This window comes from Chryseobacterium gleum (assembly GCF_900636535.1).
In the GTDB taxonomy this organism is placed as follows: Bacteria; Bacteroidota; Bacteroidia; order Flavobacteriales; family Weeksellaceae; genus Chryseobacterium; species Chryseobacterium gleum.
Genome location: NZ_LR134289.1, coordinates 4,631,276 through 4,653,453 on the forward strand (window position 1 = coordinate 4,631,276; position 22,178 = coordinate 4,653,453).

The window sequence follows — 22,178 nt, forward strand, 5'->3', positions numbered from 1 at the left end:
CAGGTTTTTATTTAGAATCAATTAAATATGCTTCGCATTAAAATTAGTAAATTTGCAGTTACATGTCTAATTAAATTATCTTAAAGATTATGATAACCACTGATATATTGATCATAGGTGCGGGACCTACAGGACTTTTTGCAGTTTTTGAAGCTGGTTTATTAAAAATGAAGTGTCATATTATTGATGCACTTCCACAGCCGGGAGGGCAATTGGCGGAACTTTATCCTAAGAAACCTATCTTCGATATCCCAGGTTATCCTTCAGTAAATGCCGGAGAATTGGTAGATAATTTGATGGAGCAGATCAAGCAGTTTCAACCAGGATTTACTTTGGGAGAGACGGCTGTTTCTTATACAAAAGTTGATGACGAATGGTTTGAAGTGATTACCAATAAAGGTACTGTTCACAGATGTAGAGCTATTGCCATTGCAGGAGGACTAGGAACTTTTGAACCGAGAAAACCCACTTTCGAAAATATAGCTGATTATGAAGAAAAAGGTCTTGAATATTTCGTTAAAGAACCTGAGCACTTCAGAAACAAAAAAGTAGTTATTGCAGGAGGAGGTGATTCTGCCCTTGACTGGAGTATCTTCCTTTCAAATGTAGCCAGCGAAGTAACTTTAATCCACAGAAGAAATGAGTTCAGAGGAGCTTTGGATTCTGTAGAGAAAGTTCAGGATCTGAAAAACCAAGGGAAAATCAAATTAATTACTCCTGCAGAAGTTACCGGTATTAAAGGCGACGGAAAAGTAGAGGCTATCACGGTAGAAGTAGAAGGTCAGGAAGCTTACGATATCGAAACAGATTATTTTATTCCTTTATTCGGATTGACACCAAAATTGGGAGAGATCGGAAACTGGGGATTAAATATTGAAAAAAATGCAATCGTTGTAAACAATGCCCTTGATTATCAGACCAACATTGATGGTATTTATGCTATCGGGGATATCAACACTTACCCTGGAAAACTGAAGCTGATCCTTTGTGGTTTCCATGAGGCCACTTTAATGTGTCAGAGTGTTTACAACAGACTGAATCCTGGTAAAAAATTCGTTTTAAAATATACAACGGTAAGTGGAGTAGACGGATTTGACGGAAGCCGTAAAGAAGCAGAGAAGGCTGTTGTGAAAAAAATTGACTAATTTTGCAGAATTATGTCAGATATTAATATTAAAATCACCGACAGAGAAGGGGTAACCCACGATGTCGTAGCTCCTACGGATATGTCCATGAATTTAATGGAAATTATCCGTTCCTATGAATTGGCAGAAGAAGGTACTATTGGTGTATGCGGAGGAATGGCGATGTGTGCTTCGTGCCAGGTTTATGTAATCAATGATCCGGGGCTGGAACCAATGGGAGATGAAGAAGATGCGATGTTGGCTGAAGCTTTTCACGTGAAAGACAACAGCAGATTAGGATGCCAGCTGCATATTGCTGATGAAATGGAGGGACTTGAAGTGGAGATTGCTCCTTATCCTTAGAAAATATTTTTTAATCTTAATAAGAAACCCGTCCGAGTTTTTTCGGACGGGTTTTGCTTTATTTTTTTTCGGGTTGAAATTTCGGATGACCCACCTGCCATAATGCAAAAGCATAAATATCTGCATATTCACGGAAAGTTATTTCCAGATCACTTGTAAAGTGTCCGTTTTCATAATTCACATATAATAAAACAGGTTTCCCGGAAGAGGTACTGTTCTGTAATGCAGCGGCAAATTTTGCAGGTTCCCATGGGGTAATTCTGGAATCATTCATTCCGGTACTCACAAGAACAGCTGGGTACTTTATGCCTTTTTTTACCTTGCTTTGAGCATCCATTTCAATAAGGTGCTTAATATCTTCAGAATTTTTTATACTTCCAACCTCAGGAATTTGATTGTCGCCGTTGGCTGAGTTCTGAGAACGAAGAGCATTGGTCATTCCTACTTCGGCGATGGCAACTCCATATAAATCCGGTCTTTCAGTAATAGCGCGCCCAATAAGGACTCCTCCCATACTTGCCCCATTGCCGATAAGCTTTGAGGGAGAAGTATATTTTTGATTCACAAGATATTCGGAACATGCGATAAAATCTTTCCAGGTATTCGGTTTTTTAGCTTTCATTCCGTCTCTGTGCCATTTGTCTCCTTTTTCGCCTCCTCCTCTTACATGGGCAACTGCCAGTACTACACCTTGTTCAAGCAATACTGATAATCTAGTGGAAAACCGAGGGGTATAAGATATTCCATAACCGCCATACCCTGTGATATAAGCTGGAGTACTGCCATCCATTTTGATGTTTTTAGGATAAATAATAGAAAGAGGGACTATTGCTCCGTCATGACTTTTTACTTCCACTTCTTTTACTTCATACAGTGCATTGTAATCAGGATAGTTGCTGTCTCCGTTAAAATATTTGCTTTTTACAGCTTTACCACTTTCTGGGTTATAATCATAAAAAGTGCCGGGAGTAAGCCAATTGCTGTTATAGCATTGCAGATTATCATTTTCACGGGCATTAAGAGCGATAGAATTATTGATCCCCCCAGGTAGAGGAACTTTGGTTATAGCCAATGTTTTACGATCTATCTGATATTTATCCTGGGTAATCCCATTGCTTAAAGAATAGAACAGATAATTTTTAGAGCTGTGGATAGAGGTGATGACAGAACTGCTTTCAGCAACAATAACTTTAGCATGATCGAAATCAGGATTTGATAAACTTGTCAGTCCTACTTTATAATTGGGAGCATCCTTATGAGTAAGGAAAAACAATTGATCTCCGCTGATGAATGTCTGTACAATCTCGTCCGATGGTTTGATGATCTGTTTCCACTTGATTTTTTTATCTTTAAGAGAAGATATCGGAGCATAAAAAACAGGGTTTTCGCTTTTTGTGGATCCAATTCTTAAGATCATGGTTTGGTAATCACTTGTAAAAGATACTTCAGGAAATTGTTCTGTTAAGATATTGAGTTCCGGATATTCTTCGCGTGATCCCAATATAACGTCTTTATCCTGACTGGTCCCAATCTGATGAAGCATCGCCTTCATTTCTTTCAGCAACATATTGCTGTTAGGATCTCCCGTGCTCATCTTGGTATAGGTGATATACTGTCCATCCGGAGTAAATTCAAAATTGAATTCGCTCCAGATGGGCGACAAAGTATCATTAAGGAATTTTTTAGTTTTCAGATCTAAAATTCTAAGCTCACAAATTTCACTCCCGGACTTGGAAAATAACAAGGCAATTTTATTACCGCTGGAATCTACTGTGAAATCGGTGATCTGTGCATCCTTTTTATAGGTTTCAGGGTCAAAAATCAGAGTTTCCTGTCCCGTAGAAACGTCTTTTGCGTAGAGCTTGGAAAGCTTTTCATTTTTTTTGGTTTTAGCATAGAAATAAAGATTTCCTCTTTGTTTTGCATAGCCATAAGAATCTCCACCAAGTTCCTGAACCTGTTTCATTCTTTGGTAAAGGGCATCACGATTAGGAATGATATTAATAAGATTATGGCTGAAATCTGACTGTGCCTTGAACCATGTTTGTACTTCGGGACTTTTCAGGTTTTCCAGCCATTGGTAATTGTCTGTGATTTTGGTACCAAAGTAATCGTCTGTCACAGGATTTTCAGGAGTCTTGGGATAATTATACTGAGCAAAAATGACCTGGCTTAATAATATACAGCCTGTCAGAAGTCCATTTTTCATTGTTTTAATTCTTTTAGTCGTGAGAAAGTATTCTTACAAATGTACTAAACTTAAACCTCAGATATGAAAACATATTTTAAAAAGAGCGAATGTTTCAATATATTCTTCCTGTGATTATGCCTGATCTTTAGAAATCCATTTCCCAACCGTAGGCGCCTGGTAATTTCTCATCTTTTCCAACAGTTCATCAATGGTATTGCTGATCAGCAGCATATCTCTGTTTACCTGTTTTAAAAATCCCTTGTCGACCATGGTTTGAACCAATCTGATCAGATCATCATAAAATCCGTCAATATTTAGAATTCCGATGGGTTTTTTATGAAGCCCAAGCTGTGCCCATGTGATCATCTCAAAAAACTCTTCTAATGTACCATAGCCGCCAGGAAGAACGATAACGCCGTCACAGAGTTCATTCATTTTGGTTTTTCTTTCGTGCATGGTTTCTACGAGGATCAGTTCGGTAAGGCTTTTATGAGCAATCTCTTTAGCTTGTAAAAAATAGGGGAGAACTCCTGTTACCATGCCGTTTTCGCTTAATACTCCGTTGGCAATAGTTCCCATTAAGCCGGTTTCAGAGCCGCCGTAAATTAATTGTATATTTTGTTTTGCCAAAGTCTGGCCAAGCAAAAATGCCTGCTCTTCATAGATTTTATCTGTGCCTAAACTTGAGCCGCAGAATACGGTGATACTTTTCATTGTATTAGATTTGTTTTTTATGCTATTGTTGAGATGCTTCGACAAGCTCAGCATGACATCTCTAATACTAACTGCTTTTTTAGAGATAAATTTTTAGCAGCGTCATGCTGAGCCTGTCGAAGCATCTTTATTTCAATTAAAACTAAAAATATCCAAAATCATAAGACTTTGGATATTCAATATAATAATTTTAATGTTTTATTTCTGAGGAATATTCGCTAAAATATCTTTTAGGAAGCTCCAGAATTTCTGTGCTGAAGGAATATTGGCTCTTTCATCAGGAGAGTGTGCCCCTCTGATAGTAGGTCCAAAGCTTACCATTTCCATTTCAGGATAATTAGCACCGATGATTCCACATTCAAGACCTGCGTGGCACGCTACAACATGAGGTTTTTCATTGAACTTTTCTGTGTAAAGTTTTTCCATCAGCTGTACAATTTCTGAACCTGGTTTTGGCTTCCATCCAGGATATGAACCGCTGAATTCAACATTCATTCCAGCCAGTTCCGCTACAGATTTTAACTGTTCCGCTACTGAATATTTTGAAGAATCTACAGAAGATCTCGTAAGGTTTAAGATCTTAAGTTCTCCACCTTTCAGTTCTACTCTTGCCACGTTGTTGGAAGCTTCTACAAGATCTTTTACGTCCGGGCTCATTCTGTAAACTCCGTTGTGAAGCGCTTTTAAAGTAAGGATCACTTTTCTGGAATCTTCTTCAGAAATTGCCTTGTCAGAAGATGTAGAGCTCTCAATATTAATCTGGATTCCAGGTTCTACCGTTGCGAATTCTTCTAAAATATCTTTTTTAAGAACCGTTACATTTTCAATAAACTCCTGAGCATTTCTCACCGAAATAACGGCAACACCTTCTCTTGGAATCGCATTTCTCAACCCTCCGCTGTCGATAGAAACCAGTTCAATGTTCTGGTTTTCCAGTCCGCTGTAAAGAAGTCTTCCCAAAATGATATTGGCATTTCCGAAACCTTTATGGATATCCATTCCGGAGTGGCCTCCCTGAAGACCTTTTACTTCAAGTCTTACAATTTGTCCTTTTGAAGCTTCTGCAGGGTAAGTTTGAGTGATGGTTACATCAACACCACCTGCGCAGCCGATATCAATTTCATCATCTTCTTCAGTGTCAAGATTCAATAGAATATCACCTGTTAACTGTCCTGGTTTTAATCCCAGAGCACCTGTCATTCCGGTCTCTTCATCAATAGTGAAAAGAGCTTCCAATGCAGGGTGGGGTATATCTGAACTTTCAAGGATAGACATAATGGTTGCTACTCCTAAACCGTTATCAGCTCCTAGTGTAGTTCCTTTTGCCTTTACCCAGTCACCGTCAATTTCCATTTTGATTCCTTCTGTTTCAAAATCAAAATTAACATCATTATTTTTCTGGCAAACCATATCAAGGTGAGACTGAAGCACAACAGATTTACGGTTTTCCATTCCTGCAGTGGCAGGTTTTTTAATAATAACGTTTCCTACTTCATCTACCGTAGTTTCCAGTCCTAAATTCTCACCAAATCCTTTGATGAAAGCAATTACTTTTTCTTCTTTTTTTGAAGGTCTTGGAACAGCATTTAATCTGGAGAAGTTTTTCCAGATGATATGCGGTTCTATATTAGATAATTCCATTGAAATTTATTTTTCCCAAATTTACAAAATAAAAAATGCTTCTGTGGGATACAGAAGCACTTTTGTATGCATTTGGAGACGAAATAGCAAAACAGCAAATGTACTGATCCTTTTTTCGCTTCTACCTTTTTTGCGATTGGGCTTTTTCGCTTTATTAACATCCACACTCTCCATAAATAGGAGTCGTGAAAGTGGTGCCGTCTGGTTTCTCAATAGTCAGAGTACCTTCAAACAGCAGAGCTTCTTCGCCTTTTATTTTTTTACCTTTTACAGAAATCTTATAATCATCATTTTCTATTTCTTTGGTAAGCAATTCATCTACTTCCATATCGCTTGATGAGATCAGATTCATAGCGAGTCTTTTACCGTCCAGCATCATATAAGCGGTCTTTCCGGCATCATCTGCGTAGATGTATCTTTCATTTTCAAAATCAGTTTTGCTTACAGCAAAATAGCAGGAACATTCTTTGATTTCTTTTGGAAACGGAATTGTTCCCACCAGGATATTTCCGGAAGAAGTACCAGCAGTGGAAGCAGAGTCCTTAGTGACATGTAAAGAGTCAGCAGGAGCAGAATCTGAAACAGTTTCTTTTTCCTTTTTACAGGCTACCAGCAGAAATGCAGAAAATAAAATGATTAAATATTTCATGTGTTTGTGGTTTTATAATTGGTTTATCCTCTTGCTCTTTCAAGAAGCGTCATCATTAGTAAAGAAAGGATCACTAAACTTTCTTCCTGATCATCAATGTCAATCAGTCTGTCCAGCTGGAATCTTCTTCCGAAGAATGACGGCATTTTTTTCAGCTTAAAATAAGCTTTACCATCAATACCGGTTACTGTATAAGATGGATTAAGAAAATAGCCGGTGAACATTCCGATGATAGGAATTTCTCCTACAAAGCTGTCCCAGAATCTTACCCATGCGCTGTCTTCCTGAATTTTAAACTTAGGCTGATCATGTGCATCAAGGATATCATAGCTTGCTTTCCAGAGAGAACGCATACCTTTTCTTGCCAGTCTGCCATAGTTTTTGTTATCAATAAGATCATTCAGAGAATACGAAGCATTGAAATCAATCCACTGATTCGCTTTGATTCTGAAAAGCTCTTTAGATTTGCTCTCATCATTAAAAACGATAACATCTTCTTTTAACTTGAACATTTTCTGACGAACATACGCCACATAATTTCCGTTTTTGTCAGTAATGTTGAAGTCGCTTGCTAAAGTAGTGATTTTGAATTTGAAATCCAGTGGATAATTAAGATTGTTAAGTACCATGTCAGTTTATTTTTTTCATATTTAATTTAAGCCGCAAATATAAAGGTTTTTTTACAGTTCTCAGGTAAGAGAGAAATATAAAATATCATAATGAGACATTGTGTTGAAAATGTTTTTTGTTAAAAAAAACGCTATGCTCGCAAGGTTGATATTTATTTTTATTTATTTCGATCACAAAGGCACTTCGTTCAGCCAGGATATCAGATTTGTCTATTGCTGAGTGAAACGCTCCCGCGATCGTTTTTAAGAATTAAAAAAAAATCTTAGCGAACACTGCGTTAAATTTATTTATGTTATATGAAAATTCACATGCGAAGCGAATCGACGATTTACGATTCACTGTAAATTATCAACTTTAATCCTTATTTTTGTACTTATGGATTACCCTAGTAAAGTATTGGCAAAGGCGGTGGATGAGATTTCCGGACTGCCTGGGATTGGTAGAAAAACGGCTTTAAGATTAGCATTACATTTGTTGAAGCAGCCCAGCTCCAGAGCCGTAAGTCTTGGAAACTCCCTGATTAATCTCGTCAACGAAATTAAATACTGCAAAGAATGTCATAATTTTTCAGATTTTGACGTTTGTGAAATATGCAGCAATGAAAAGAGAAATGGCGAACTGATCTGTATTGTGGAAGATGTGCGTGATGTCATTGCTATTGAAAATACAGGGAAGTACACGGGGAAATATCTGATTCTTGGTGGAAAAATATCTCCAATGGAAGGAGTTGGACCAGGCCAGTTGAATATTCCCAGCATTGAAAAAAAGCTGAATGAAGGGAAAGTGAAAGAATTTATTTTTGCGTTGAGTGCTACGATGGAGGGAGATACGACAGCTTATTATATTTATAAGAAATTTAAAAACTTCAATGTTAATTTTTCAAGCATTGCAAGAGGAATTTCGGTAGGAGACGAACTGGAATATGCCGATGAAATTTCTTTAGGAAGATCTATTATCAACAGATTGCCATACAACGAGAAAGATTAATATGAAGCTGTCTGTTATTATTGTTAATTACAATGTCACCCAACTGCTCAGAAGCTGCCTCCAGTCGCTTCAGAAATATATCCTGGAGATAAAATATGAAGTCATTGTCATCGATAATGCTTCTACAGACGCTTCATGGCAAGAGCTTATTACTGAATTTCCCAACATACATTTTATTGCTTCCAAAGAAAATGGCGGTTTTTCAAAAGCCAACAATCAGGCCATCCGGACCGCAAAAGGAGAATATATTTTACTTCTAAATCCTGATACGGAGCTTGAAGGATTTTATATGAAAGAATTGCTGGATTTTGCAGATGCAAAGCCTTCCTTTGGATGTCTGGGAGTGAGGATGCATGATGCTGAAGGAAATTTTTTGCCTGAAAGTAAACGCTCAGTTCCGGATATGTTCAATTCGTTTGAAAAACTGTTTACCAATTTCAAAACGAACAATTCAAAATCCTATTACAGAAACGATATAGAAGAAAATGAGGTAGCTGAAGTTGATGTGATCACAGGAGCTTTTTTATTGGCTAAAAAAGTAGTGTACGAAAAAATAGGCGGGCTGGATGAAGCTTATTTTATGTATGGAGAAGATATTGATCTTTGCTATACCTTTTTAAGAAACGGATATAAAAACTTCTATTATGGAAAGGTTTCAATTCTTCACCATAAAGGGGAAAGTACCATTAAAGATGAGGTATATCTCAGCAGATTCTATGGAGCAATGCAGATCTTTATTGACAAGTATTATAAAGAATCTAAACCTGTACAATATTCATTTTTGAAAGCAGGATTGAAGCTCCGGCATCAGATTGAAAAGATCAGGTTAAAATAAAAAAGCAACTCAATTGAGTTGCTTTTGTTTTATGTAAGATAATGTTCTTCTTATTTTACCGGTGCAGGAGTTTGTGCCGGAGTTGTTGTAGAAGAAGCAGGAGCTGACTGTTTTGCAGGAGCTTCTTTCTTCGCTGGCTGTTGAGGAAGTGCCTGAGAAGGCTTACCTGTAATAACAACGCTTAAAAGGATAAGAACGATGATAGTTCCGCCCAGAGTCCATGTTGCTTTTTCCATGAAATCATTGGTTCTCTGTACCCCGAACTGTGCAGATGATGCACCTCCGAATGTACTGGAAAGGCCTCCTCCTTTTGGATTTTGCGCCATAACGATAATTACCAATAAAACACTGGCAATCATAACAAGAACCATCAATAGTGTAAATATAGTATCCATTAATTCTGATATCTTTTTGAATGGGCAAATTTAATCTTTTTTTACTGAATGGCAAAAAAAGATGTCGCCAAATGTTGATAAAAATAAAAACGGCAACAATTGTTACCGTTTTTTTTATAAAAACAGGATGTTGTTATTTAAAATCAGCATCCGTTGCTTTATTGATTTCATAAGACTTTACCGTCATGGTCATATCCATTCCCATCTGGCTTACAGAGATGGTGTAAGGCATTTTTACGCCTTCTACATCTTTGTAATTAGAGAATGTTGTTGGGATAGTCATTTCCTGACCCTTAGCCTTTACTTTTTTAGTTTCTCCGGTTTTCAATCCTGTTGCAACGCTGTAGTAATACGTTGTATCTCCGCCTTTGATTGCATAAGAATCTTCGCCTCCGATTTTCTCAATTCCTCCTAATTTATAATCAGCGGATTTTGTGAAGCCTAATTCTTCAAAAAGCTCAGGATTCTTTTGTTTTTCAGCAATTTCTTCCGGCGTGATGGCAACTTTTTGTCCCATTTGCTCAGAATAACCTGTTTTTCCGTCAAATACCTGCTTCTGAACAACCTGACCCATTGCTGTTACAGTAGTAAGTTCTTTTCCTCCTTGTGCCTTAACGATTTTAAAATCGATATTCTGTCCCTGCATAGACATTGAAGCATTTGTGGTGTAAGAAGTAATTTTTGCAAGATTAGCTTTTCCTCCGATGGCATTGATATATTTATCAACAACAGATGCAACAGTTACGCTGGCATCCACTTTCTGTACCGTTGGTTTCGCTACAGGATTGGCATCTTTATCAAAATATTTTACAGGATACCCCAGCTTTTCCAGCCCTTCAGAAATATCAGAGGCTTTACCTGCGATGAAAATTCTGCTCTGGTTAGGTAAGATGGTAGCTTTTACAGCATTGGTAACATCTGCTGCTGTTACTTTATCAATAGATTTTAAGTAGTTGGTATAGAAATCAGCCGGTAAATCCTGAACCTTTTGATTTAAAGCAAATCTTGCGATCGTCGCAGGCTGTTCCAAAGACATGATGAAAGCTCCTTTCAGTTTTGCTTTTGCATTAGCCAGTTCTTCCGGTTTTACAGTAGAAATAGCATTAAGTTCATTCATGAATTCCTTAACTGCTTTGTCTGTAACCTCATTTCTTACACTTGCACTTGCAGAGAATTGTGGAGAATATTTACTTGCAACCATGCTTGAATAAGCACCATAAGTGAATCCGTTTTTCTCACGAAGGTTCATGAAAAGTCTGGCTTCACCCCCTCCTCCAAGAATGTAGTTGGCAATTGTTGCAGGGAAGTAGTTGGCATCCTTCATCTTCAGGGTATTCAGGTTGTTTAAGGAAACAACAGACTGTACTGCTGAAGGAACATCCACTACGTTGATTTCTGTTTTAGCAACATTAGAAGCCGGTTCTAGTGGGGTGACAGGTGTATTTGCCTTTTTCCAACCGCTGAAAGCTTTCTCGATCAGAGGTTTTACCTGATCAAACTTTACGTCTCCTACGATTACCAGATAAGCATTGTCCGGAGCGTAGTATTTTTTGTATATATTCTGTACGTCAGCAAGCTGGATTTTGTTGATGGATTCCACCGTTTCAAACTCACCTCTAGAAGTATTTTTTCCATACATCAAAGCATTGGAAACTCTTGAAGCAATAGAAGATGCGTTTTTTTCGTCGGATTTTAATCCTTCGATGGCTCTTTCCTTAGAACTTTGAATTTCTTCCGCAGAGAATTTTGGATTGATGATGGCATCAGCCATTAAGTTTAATACTTCAGGGAAATATTTTGAAAGTGAGTTGGCAGAAGCACCTCCTGAAGAGAAATTAAGGTTAGCCCCAAGATAATCCACTTTTTTGTTGAAATCATCTTTGCTCATGTTGGTTGTTCCGTTTTCGAACTGTTCGGCCATAATTTCGCTTACACCCGTTACAGCCCCTTCGTTGTATGGAGGTCTGTCCATAGAAAGACTTGCGCTTACTCTTGGCAGTTTGTTGTTTTCAACCACCATCACTGTAAGGCCGTTGTTTAGCTGAAATGTTTTTGGCTTGGCAATGTTGATCGCAGGAGTAGGTCCTGGTTTTGGCATTGCATTAAGATCTATTTTTTGTGCTGAAACCATTCCTGTAAAGAAAAACGCTGCAGCTATATATGTTAATTGCTTTTTCATTTGTAAAAATTTAATTTTTAATAATCATAGGTTAACCTGAAAAACTGGAATGATTACTTTTTCTCAGGTACGTAGTTGATGATTATTCTTTGGTTGGAATTAAGATACTTTTTAGCCGCATTCTGAAGATCCTGTCTTGTGATGGATCTGTAAATGTCAATTTCTTTGTTGATAAGATTCGTGTCACCCATCAATACGTGGTTGGTTGCCAATGAAGCAGCAATTCCCTGAATGCTCGAGTTAGCATTTACAAACTGGTTTTCATACTGATTTTGAAGTTTTTGATAATCTTCTTCTGAAATTAAAGTAGTCTGAAGCTTTTTGATTTCAGCATCAATATCTGCCTGTAGAACCTGTTTGGTAGTCTGTCCCATCGGAATCGCGAAGAATGCGAAGATACTGTAATCCTCAAGACCCTGGTTGAAAGCAGCTACCTGAAGTGCTTTTTTATCCTGGTCAACTAATTTTTTATATAAAACGGAAGATTTACCATTACTTAAATAAGAAGAAAGCATATCTAAAACATAAGCATCTTTCTCTTTATTAGCCGGAGTTCTGTACGCGAAAACATAAGCCGGAAGCTGAATATTCGGGTCAGTAGCGGTCACTTCTTTTTCCTGAGTGATAGGAGTTTCTTTCGGGAAATCTTTAGGATATACTGTTCCCTTTGGAATTCCTCCGTAATACGTTTCGATCCATTTTTTTGTCTGCTCAGGTTTGATATCTCCCGCAACAACCAAAGTAGCATTGTTCGGAACGTAATACTTTTTGTAGAATGCTTGGAATTCTTCTAGTTTTGCCGCATTAAGATCTTCCATTGATCCTATAGTGGGCCATTTATAAGGATGGTTGATAAATAGATTATTTAAAATTGCTGTGAAAAGATTTCCATATGGTCTGTTATCCATATTTAATCTTTTTTCTTCTTTTACAACCTCTCTCTGTGTATCCACACCAATTTGATTGATGACAGCGTGGCGCATTCTTTCAGCTTCCATCCAAAGGCCAAGCTGTTCGTTGTTGGAAGGGAATGTTTCATAATAATAAGTTCTGTCATTGGTAGTGTTGGCATTATTAATTCCTCCATTTGCAGCAACAATTTTCATCCATGTACCTCTTTGTATATTTGGAGTTCCTTCGAATAAAAGATGCTCAAAAAAATGAGCAAAGCCTGTTCTGCCTTTTACCTCATCTTTTGCACCTACATGGTACATTACACCTGTTGTTACCACCGGTGCTGAGTTATCCTGATGAAGAATTACATGAAGACCATTGGGAAGGTCATACTCTTCGAATTTAATTTGCTGTGCGTTCAGCATTAGCCCGAAGAAAGCTACGGCAGCAGCAGAAAGAAGTCGCTTTTTCATAAAATTTAGAAATTGTTTACCAATTAGTATGAAAAGTGAATTAAATGTTACAGAATATGTAGAAATATATTGGTGAATAGTGAATGGTGAATAGTGAATTCGCTTCGCTTGTCAATTTGTTAGGTGACTAGGGTTGCGGGAGTTGAGACCAAGAATAATCCTTCACAATTTACTTGCGGAGCAAAATTGACCATTGACAAATACAATCTTAATACTTCATACCCCTAACTTCTTTATGAGAGTTTGAATTCTCCTCCGAATACCTTAATTTTGTGTTCCCAAAATTTTTGCTGTATGGACTATTTGAAAGGACTCAACGAATCACAATATGAAGCCGTTACCTCTTTACAGGGACCTCTGATGGTGCTTGCCGGAGCAGGTTCCGGGAAAACGCGTGTACTTACCATGCGTATTGCCCACTTAATACACAACGGAATAGACCCTTTCAATATCCTGGCGCTTACCTTTACCAATAAAGCGGCACGTGAAATGAAAGACCGTATCGCAAAAGTTGTGGGGGAAAGCAATGCAAGAAGTCTCTGGATGGGAACTTTTCACTCGGTTTTTGCGAGGATTTTAAGAATTGAAGCCCATTATCTTGGTTATCCTTCCAACTTTACCATTTATGATCAGCAGGATGCTTTGAATGTGATCAAAAAGGTACTGAAGGATATGAATATTGATGCAGATCTTTATAAACCTAAAAAAGTTCAGGCAAGAATCTCGACTTATAAAAATAATCTGATTACGGTAAAAGCATATTTCAATAATCCGGAACTGATGGAAGCTGATGAAAAAGCGAACATGAAGTTCATCGGGCAGATTTATCAGAGATACGTTGAGCAGTGCTTCAGAAACGGATCCATGGATTTTGATGATCTTTTGTTGAAAACCAATGAACTTTTAACCCGTTTCCCGGAAGTATTAGCCAAATATCAGGACAGATTCAGATACATTATGGTGGATGAGTATCAGGATACGAACCACTCTCAATACCTTATTGTAAAAGCGTTGGCTTCAAAATTTGAAAATATCTGTGTGGTAGGGGATGATGCACAGTCTATCTACTCTTTCCGTGGAGCGAATATTTATAATATCTTAAACTTTAAAAAAGATTATCCGGATGCTAAAACGGTATCTTTGGAGCAGAATTACCGTTCTACACAGAATATTGTAAATGCTGCGAATGTTGTGATTGCAAAAAACCTGCAGCAGTTTAAGAAGAATGTATTTAGTGATAATGAAGAAGGGGACAAAATTAAAATATACCGTTCGCTTTCCGATGCTGATGAAGCCAATTTCGTGGCAGGAAATATCTGGGAACTTCGTAACCGTGACCAGAGAAAGTACAGTGATTTCGCTATTTTATACAGAACCAACTCTCAGACGCGTGCCTTTGAAGATGCGTTGAGACGTAAAAACATTCCGTACAAAGTTTACGGTGGACTTTCATTTTACCAAAGAAAAGAAGTAAAAGACCTTATCGGGTACCTTCGCCTCCTTATCAATGAGAATGATTCTGAAGCATTGATGAGGATTATCAATTATCCGGCGAGAGGAATCGGAGAAACAACACAGAATAAGCTGATCGTTTTTGCAGATGCTCACAATATCGCCGTTTCAAAAGTGTTGGATAATCTTCCGATGTATGCACCACAGTTAGGTTTAAACAACGGAGTTTTAAATAAACTGAATGATTTCTGGTCTATGATCAAGGCCTTTCAGGTACTATTAAAAACAGAAACAGCTTACAGTGTTGCCATGGAAGTGGCAAAACGAAGCGGTTTAATCAAATTCCTGAAAGATGATCAGACTCCTGAGGGAATTTCCAGAGTAGAAAACGTACAGGAATTGATGAACTCTATGCAGGGATTCATTGAAGAACAGATGCAGCTTGAAGACGGTGATCCGAGTCTTTCCAATTTCCTTGAAAATATTGCTCTTTCTGCAGATACTCAGGATAAAGAACTGGAAGATGATATGGTTTCATTAATGACCATTCACCTTTCCAAAGGGCTGGAATTCCCGGTCGTTCACCTGGTAGGGCTTGAAGAAAATTTATTCCCGAGCTTTATGAGTTCGGCTACCAGAGAAGATCTTGAAGAAGAAAGAAGATTATTCTACGTAGCATTGACAAGGGCAGAAAAACAAGCTTTCTTCTCATATGCTGTTTCCCGTTTCCAATGGGGGAAAATCACCGATGCTGAACCTTCAAGATTCTTAAGTGAAATTGATGATGAATATATTGAATTCCTTAATCCTGCTATGGAAAAAAGGTTTATCAATAATTCAGGGGTAAAGTCCAATATTTTTGATGAACATCCTTCCGAAATGAGATCTTTCAAAAAGGTTGAAAAAAAGACAATCGACAGGGGAGAGACTTCAAAACCGGCACCGGAAGTAAGAAAACTGAAACCTGTTAGCACGGCTAAAATTATCAATCCAAGCGGAGCCTCGTCTCAGGATATTGAAGTAGGTGATAAAGTGAGACATGACCGTTTCGGAATTGGAGAAGTCACTTTTCTGGATGGAACTGATCCTCAGAATATCAAAGCAAAAGTAGTTTTCATGCATGAAGGAGAGAAAAATCTGATCCTGAAATATGCAAAACTGACTAAGATTTAATTTTATCATAAAATAATATAAAGAAAACGGATTCAATTTTGGATCCGTTTTTTTATTTAAACGCGAAGTTCGCAGAGTTCTGTTCTATTTGAACTGTTTCATTTTTTCGTTCGCGAAGGCGTTCCACTTAGCTAAGATAAATCCTGCTGAACGAAGTGCGTTGCGACCAAAAAATAATCAATAAGTAAGAGATTTCTTTGCGTGCGTAGCGTTTTTATAAAATTCAATTTAAAGTTAACCTGCTATAAAACAACATTTTTTATAAATATTTCCTTAAGTTATCTTAACTTTAAGTGAGGAATAGAAAGAAACGATAACTATTTTTTATAAAAACAAAGTCTATCTATTTTGTAGACTAATAAATAAATTTTACATTTGCACCTTGTAAAAAACATAAATGTTATCAAATTCTAAACTATATGAGAAATAAAAAAACTATTCTTTCGGCCTCTGTTTTATTTTTCCTTGGTATATTTACTTACGGACAGGAAAAAGACAGCATAAAAACAAATAAAGACAGTATAAAAACCAATAATGTAGAAGAAGTAGTTGTATTGGGTTCAAGAGCCGGTGCCAGATCTAAGACAGAAAGTGCGGTTCCTGTAGATGTCTTTAATGTAAAAGAATCTTCAATCATTCTTCCGCAGACGAATATAGGGCAGATCCTTAACGCGGTAGCACCTTCATTTACTTCCACTATTCAAACCAATTCTGATGGTACAGACCATCTGGATCCCGCACAGCTCAGAGGATTGGGACCAGATCAGGTTTTGGTTTTAGTGAATGGAAAAAGAAGACATACTTCAGCATTGGTGAATGTAAACGGAACGCCGGGAAGAGGAACTGTTGGTACAGATTTGAATGCTATTCCATCTTTTGCTTTAAACAGAATTGAAGTTTTAAGAGACGGAGCTGCAGCGCAATACGGTTCTGATGCCATTGCAGGTGTCATTAACCTTGATCTTAAAAGAGATACAGGAAAACTTGCAGGTCAGATCAGCTACGGAGGAAACCTTACGCCAACAGCTAACGATCATACCGGAGATTTTGACGGACAAAATATTCAGCTGGATTTGAATTATGGAAATAAAATCGGAACCAAGGGAGGATTCTTTAATATTACCTGGTCGTCACAGTTCAGAAATCCAACGTATAGAGCAGGAACAGAAAGTGGACCTATTTATAATGCTTATAATGCAATTGAACAACGTGCTTTAAATGACGGAGTAAACCTTTCTTCTCTTTTTACCAATATAAATAATACACCCAATTCACAGCAGATCGTGAATTACATTCATCAGTATGCACAGAATGTAAGCTATTTTTCTCCGGATTTACAAAATGCGATTCAGGGAGCCGGTACCATCTCTGCGTTACAGAATGTCTTGAAATCTTCGAGCTTTACCAGAGATCAGCTTAATTACTTTACCGATCAGGAACTGGCTTACAGAGGTCAGACGAGAAAGGATTTTAATATGCAGGTCGGGCAGTCAAAACTTAATAATCATCAGTTGTTTGTAAATGCTGAAGTGCCTGTCAGTGAAAACTGGAAAGTATACACTTTTGGAGGATACAGTTTAAGACATGGAACTTCCGGAGGGTTTTACAGAAGACCAAGCGAAAGCAGAACTTTTACGGGATTATATCCCAATGGTTACCTTCCACAAATCGGAACAGATATTCAGGATATTTCATTAGCAGCAGGAATAAAAGGGAAATGGGATGGATGGAATATTGATTTCAGTAATACTTACGGACAGAATTCATTTACCTATAATATTCAGAATACAGGCAATACCTCTCTGCGCTTTGCTTCACCAAGGGAATTCAATGCAGGTGGCTTAAGGTTTTCTCAAAATACGATCAATTTAGATTTTTCTAAAAAATACGATGTATGGGAAGGTATCAATGTAGCCTTTGGAGGTGAGCACCGATATGAAAATTTTAAAATTACCCAGGGAGAGGAAGCTTCTTATGCAACATATGACGTTTCAGGAAATGTTTGGAACGGAAATTCTGTAAGACCTACAGATTTTTTCGGAGCATCGCTTCCGGGAGGTTCTCAGGTTTTCAACGGATTTAAGCCCGGAAATGCAGTAGATAAAAACAGACAGTCGGTAGCAGCCTATGCGGATGTGGAATTTAACTTTACCAACTGGCTATTGGTAGATGCTGCGGCGAGATATGAAAACTATTCTGATTTTGGTTCTACATTTAATTATAAATTGGCATCAAGAATCAAGGTTGCTCCTGATTTCAATATAAGATTTGCTGGTTCTACGGGATTCCGAGCACCATCAATCCATCAGATTTATTATAATGTAACCTCTACATTGTTTACGAATAATCAGCTTTTGGAAGTAGGAACTTTCAGTAATGATTCTCAGCTCGCAGGGCTTTTGGATATGCCTAAACTGAAGCAGGAAACTTCCAAATCAGCAAGTGTAGGGTTTACATACAGAATTCCTTCGGCCGGGCTTAGTTTTACCGCAGACGGTTATTTCACGAGAATTGATAACCGTATTATTCTTACAGACCAGTTCTTAAGAGCAAGCGTTCCACAGAAAGCACAGGAAGCTTACGACCAGTTAGGAATCAATGCTGCACAATTCTTTACCAATGCCATTGATACAGAAACAAAGGGAGTAGACGTTGTGATCTCACATAATGCAAGATTTTCAGGATTTAAACTGGATAATAATTTTGCAATTAACCTGAACCAAACCAAACAGGTAGGAGAAATTCATTCAGCCGGGCTGCTGCAGTCTCCTTCCCTTGAAAAGATTTATTTTTCTGAAAAATCAAGAGTGTATCTTGAAGAAGCTGTGCCAAGAGTGAAAGCCAGCCTTTCGCATACCCTTTCATGGAAAAATGCCAACTTCTATCTGAGAAATACTTATTTCGGAAAAGTAACAGGTGCTGATATCATTGATGTTAACGGAGATGGAATCATTGATTTTAATGAACATCAGCAGATCGGAGATAAAATCATTACTGATATCTCTGCGGCCTATCAGTTTACCAAAAATGTAGGGCTTACTTTGGGTGTGAATAACCTGTTTGATATTTATCCAACGAAAAACCTTCCTGCTTCTACCAATAATGATCAGTTCGTTTACTCACGTTCCACTTCTCAGTTTGGACAGAACGGAAGATATGTTTTTGCAAGACTAAATTTCAACTTTTAATAGAATAACCGATAAAGTTCATAAAAAACAGTTCAGAATTTCTGAACTGTTTTTTATGAACTTTTATTTTTGAACCGTTAAGATCTAATAAGAGTTTAAGAGCATTAAGATAATCTTCACTTTAATCTTAAAAATCAGAATGATTCATCTTAACTATACTTATTTCTTAAATACTTCTTAATGGTTTTTAATTTATAGAATGAGAATCTTATCTTTCCACAAGTTCCTTCACAGGTTCGCCATAATGATCAATCTCTGTCTTATTGATCTGAAGCAGCTGATACCATTTCCTGAAAGCTCCGATAAACACAATAAGCATCAGAACCATTGCCGTTACCGCTAAAGCTGCCAGTAAATATTGTTCTTTGGGGATATAAATAGCTGTTACCTGTATATAACCAGCCCAAAAAGTAATTCCAGCCATAAAAACCCCGGGAACTGCAGAACATAAAGCATATTTACCCCGGTTCATCCTGATCAGCATAGTTGTACAGACGATCAGTCCGCAGGCTGCTAACAGCTGGTTACTGATGCCGAATAACGGCCAGATACTGTTTACATTTCCTGTATACACAAGATAGCCCCAGGCAAAAGTGAAAAGAAGACTACTGATAATAATCCCGGGAATCCAGTTTTTATCATTGAATTTCGGAACTACAGAACCCAGCATTTCCTGTAAAAAGAAACGTCCAACCCTTGTTCCTGCATCAATAGCAGTCAGGATAAAGACAGCTTCAAACATGATCGCAAAATTATACCAATACGCAGTAAGCTGATCCATGTACGGGATTTTATTGAAGATATGAGCCATTCCCACAGCGAGAGATACAGCACCGCCGGTTCTGCCGTAGAGGTCAATGCCTATTTTTTGTGAATAATAATCAATATCTACTCCGTGAAGAGAAGGGTGCGCAGCAAGGAATGAGTCATAAGCTTCTTTAGGCGTATTGATTGCAAAATAATCGCCAGGCATTAATGTGCAGGCTGCAATAAGTGCCATTAATGCAACAAAACCTTCTACCAGCATAGCTCCATATCCTACGAAAAGAATTTCTCTTTCTTTATTAAGCATTTTTGGAGTGGTTCCCGTAGCAATCACCGCATGGAATCCGGAAATCGCGCCACAGGCAATCACAATAAAAATAAAAGGAAGCACAGGTCCACCTATAATAGGACCTCCGCCATTAACGAAAGCTGTGATAGCCGGCATCTGTATGGTAGGATGAATAACAATTACACCGATGGCAAGCATGATAATAGTTCCGATCTTTAAATAGGTTGACAAATAATCCCTTGGAACCAAAAGAAGCCATACAGGCAGGACAGAAGCAATAAAACCATACAGAGGAATCGCTATGGAAATTGTTTTAATATCCCATGAAAATAAATTATTCATTGTAGGATTCTGCATGAGGCTGTGCCCTCCGATAATTCCTGCAACTAAGAGAATACCTCCCAAAATACTTGCAAACAGAACACTGTTCTTTTTGTAGCGCATAATCAGACCCATTATGATCGCAATAGGCATCGTAATGACTACCGTAAACAGAGACCATGAAGCTTCGTGCATTGCATTGATACAAGCTAATGATAATCCTGCGAGTGTAAGGATAAGAATGAAAAGAATGGCAAATCCTGCAACAGTTCCCGTTGCTTTACCGATTTCTTTAGAAGCAATGGTGGCAAGACTTTGGCCTTTATGTCTTACCGAAGCAAAAAGTACGATCATATCATGTACTCCACCACCCAGAACACATCCGATAAGGATCCATAGCGCACCGGGAAGATATCCGAATTGTGCTGCAAGAACAGGTCCTACCAATGGCCCGGCTGCTGCGATTGCGGCAAAATGATGCCCGAAAAGCACATTTTTATTGGTGGCAACATAATCTTTACCATCTGCAAATTCAACAGCAGGAGTCAAGTTTTGGTCATTGAGCCGGAGCACTTTGTTGGCGATAAAAATACCATAGAACCGGTAAGCGATCGCGAAAATAAGAACAGAAGCAAATATGAGGGTGAGCGCATTAATATTGTTTAATGAATCCATATTATGTATTTTTATTGGTAAATAATTAAATTATTAATGATTTTATTATAAATAATTTAAACATTAGCCAAGGTAATTAATTCCCGAATAAAAAATACCAATATGTATATCAATCTAGCATATTTTTGATTTTTTGTTATTTATTGTATTGAATTTTAGAATATTAATAATAGTATGGATTGGTTTATGTATATTATTTTTTATGTAAAAGAATAAAGTCGACCATCTGATCTGTTATTTTATCAAGATAGTCTTTGTCTGTGGTACCAAAACCATGGACTCCGCCATCAACGATGATCAGTGAATTCTGTATTTTAGCCCTGTTTAATTTTCTGTGAAGCTTTTTAGATTGACTTAAAGGAACAATTTTATCATTATTTCCCTGAACAATTAAAGTAGGAACACCACCTGAAACAAAGTTAGCCGGAGATATCGTTTTAAGATAATCTATTGCTCTGTCCTGATCTTTTCTGATATCATATCCTGAAATCCCTTTCACCAGATTTTCCTGTAAACCGACAATTTTTTTGGACAGTAATCCGATCATTCCTACCGGGATTGTCCCTAATCTTGTGTGGAAAAGTTTGTTGAGGTCTGCAGGACCATAATGATCAATTACATAATTTACCTTAGCAGAATAGGATGAAAGCTCAGGATTACCCAAATAAGTATTGTCTGGTGTATAAGCTGCCATCAGAGAAAGGTGAGCTCCCGCTGAAGCTCCGAAAAGGCCGATGTTGCTGGTATCAAAATGATATTTTTCTGCATTTTTTCTGACCCATCTGACCGCATCTTTAGTATCTTCCAAAGGCAATGGGAAATGGATGCTGTCACTTAGAAGCGTATAGTTGATACTGATCACTGCATATTGTTTGCCTATGAGTTTTTTTATAGTCGTTTCAAGATAATTATCGGCATTTACCACTTTGTCGCCTTCTACCCATCCGCCTCCATGAACGTAGATCAATACCGGAAGTTTTTCATCAGTATTGTTCTTAGGAGTATAGAGATCAAGAGCGAGAGGCTGGCCTTTTCTGTTGGTTTTGTAAACAATATTTTCTGAAACTGTTGCTATTTCGGGAAGTAGTGTGCTTTTTACAGCAGGAGCTTTAGTTGGCCTTAATGGCAGGTCTTGTGAAAAAAATAAATTGGAAAAGCTTAAAAATGAAATAAAAAACAGGTTTATGAAAAACCTGTAAATTGATATGTTGTTTATCGATAAATTCATATTAAATTTTTT

At 37.6% G+C, this 22,178-nt stretch carries 16 protein-coding genes; 6 read left to right on the plus strand and 10 right to left on the minus strand.

All coding sequences use genetic code 11. The features are described from left to right. The first annotated feature begins 89 nt into the window (after positions 1 to 89). Positions 90 to 1,145: an NAD(P)/FAD-dependent oxidoreductase gene (locus EL165_RS21335; protein WP_002984381.1), complete on the plus strand. Its 1,056-nt coding sequence runs from the start codon at positions 90 to 92 to the stop codon at positions 1,143 to 1,145. A 12-nt stretch (positions 1,146 to 1,157) separates the two neighbouring features. Continuing rightward, the gene (locus EL165_RS21340) at positions 1,158 to 1,487 is read left to right on the plus strand and encodes a 2Fe-2S iron-sulfur cluster-binding family protein (RefSeq protein ID WP_002984379.1); all 330 of its coding nucleotides are present in this window, start codon (positions 1,158 to 1,160) and stop codon (positions 1,485 to 1,487) included. Positions 1,488 to 1,545: 58 nt separating this feature from the next. On the opposite strand, the gene EL165_RS21345 is transcribed toward EL165_RS21340, so the two are convergent. From EL165_RS21345 to EL165_RS21365, 5 genes are all read right to left on the minus strand, one after another. After that, on the minus strand, positions 1,546 to 3,696 hold the full coding sequence (locus EL165_RS21345; protein WP_002984378.1) for a prolyl oligopeptidase family serine peptidase: 2,151 nt from the start codon (positions 3,694 to 3,696) through the stop codon (positions 1,546 to 1,548). A gap of 114 nt (positions 3,697 to 3,810) precedes the next feature. Next, positions 3,811 to 4,392, minus strand: a complete 582-nt coding sequence (locus tag EL165_RS21350) for an LOG family protein (protein ID WP_002984376.1) — start codon at positions 4,390 to 4,392, stop codon at positions 3,811 to 3,813. Positions 4,393 to 4,590: 198 nt separating this feature from the next. After that, entirely contained in the window at positions 4,591 to 6,033 is a 1,443-nt protein-coding gene (locus EL165_RS21355) for an aminoacyl-histidine dipeptidase (protein ID WP_002984374.1), read from the minus strand. A gap of 154 nt (positions 6,034 to 6,187) precedes the next feature. Further along, complete coding sequence (locus EL165_RS21360; RefSeq protein WP_002984370.1) at positions 6,188 to 6,682, minus strand: hypothetical protein; 495 nt, start codon at positions 6,680 to 6,682, stop codon at positions 6,188 to 6,190. Positions 6,683 to 6,705: 23 nt separating this feature from the next. Further along, positions 6,706 to 7,311 (minus strand): LURP-one-related/scramblase family protein, encoded by a 606-nt coding sequence (locus tag EL165_RS21365; RefSeq protein WP_002984368.1) that lies wholly within the window; start codon positions 7,309 to 7,311, stop codon positions 6,706 to 6,708. Positions 7,312 to 7,687: 376 nt separating this feature from the next. On the opposite strand from EL165_RS21365, the gene recR reads away from it, so the two are divergent. Further along, on the plus strand, positions 7,688 to 8,299 hold the full coding sequence (gene recR / locus EL165_RS21370; RefSeq protein ID WP_002984364.1) for a recombination mediator RecR: 612 nt from the start codon (positions 7,688 to 7,690) through the stop codon (positions 8,297 to 8,299). After that, a complete protein-coding gene (locus EL165_RS21375; RefSeq protein WP_085951011.1) occupies positions 8,295 to 9,134 on the plus strand; it encodes a glycosyltransferase family 2 protein in 840 nt (279 codons plus the stop codon). The genes recR and EL165_RS21375 overlap by 5 nt, the downstream gene beginning before the upstream one ends. Positions 9,135 to 9,184: 50 nt before the next feature. On the opposite strand, the gene secG is transcribed toward EL165_RS21375, so the two are convergent. From secG to EL165_RS21390, 3 genes are all read right to left on the minus strand, one after another. Next, the gene (gene secG / locus EL165_RS21380; RefSeq protein ID WP_002984359.1) at positions 9,185 to 9,529 is read right to left on the minus strand and encodes a preprotein translocase subunit SecG; all 345 of its coding nucleotides are present in this window, start codon (positions 9,527 to 9,529) and stop codon (positions 9,185 to 9,187) included. Positions 9,530 to 9,662: 133 nt separating this feature from the next. Further along, positions 9,663 to 11,708 carry a M16 family metallopeptidase gene (locus EL165_RS21385; protein ID WP_002984355.1) on the minus strand — a complete coding sequence of 682 codons (2,046 nt, stop codon included), beginning with the start codon at positions 11,706 to 11,708 and terminating at the stop codon, positions 9,663 to 9,665. Between the two features lie 53 nt (positions 11,709 to 11,761). Continuing rightward, on the minus strand, positions 11,762 to 13,075 hold the full coding sequence (locus EL165_RS21390; protein ID WP_002984353.1) for a M16 family metallopeptidase: 1,314 nt from the start codon (positions 13,073 to 13,075) through the stop codon (positions 11,762 to 11,764). Between the two features lie 294 nt (positions 13,076 to 13,369). Between EL165_RS21390 and EL165_RS21395 the strand changes: the two genes are divergently transcribed. Together EL165_RS21395 and EL165_RS21400 are read left to right on the plus strand one after the other, a co-directional pair. Continuing rightward, entirely contained in the window at positions 13,370 to 15,700 is a 2,331-nt protein-coding gene (locus tag EL165_RS21395; protein WP_002984351.1) for an ATP-dependent helicase, read from the plus strand. A 419-nt stretch (positions 15,701 to 16,119) separates the two neighbouring features. After that, positions 16,120 to 18,888, plus strand: coding sequence for a TonB-dependent receptor plug domain-containing protein (locus EL165_RS21400; RefSeq protein WP_002984348.1), 2,769 nt, complete (start codon positions 16,120 to 16,122; stop codon positions 18,886 to 18,888). 208 nt (positions 18,889 to 19,096) lie between these two features. On the opposite strand, the gene EL165_RS21405 is transcribed toward EL165_RS21400, so the two are convergent. Both EL165_RS21405 and EL165_RS21410 read right to left on the minus strand, forming a co-directional pair. Continuing rightward, positions 19,097 to 20,938 (minus strand): carbon starvation CstA family protein, encoded by a 1,842-nt coding sequence (locus EL165_RS21405; protein ID WP_002984345.1) that lies wholly within the window; start codon positions 20,936 to 20,938, stop codon positions 19,097 to 19,099. Positions 20,939 to 21,131: 193 nt separating this feature from the next. After that, positions 21,132 to 22,166, minus strand: coding sequence for an alpha/beta hydrolase (locus tag EL165_RS21410; protein WP_002984344.1), 1,035 nt, complete (start codon positions 22,164 to 22,166; stop codon positions 21,132 to 21,134). Positions 22,167 to 22,178: the final 12 nt, after the last annotated feature.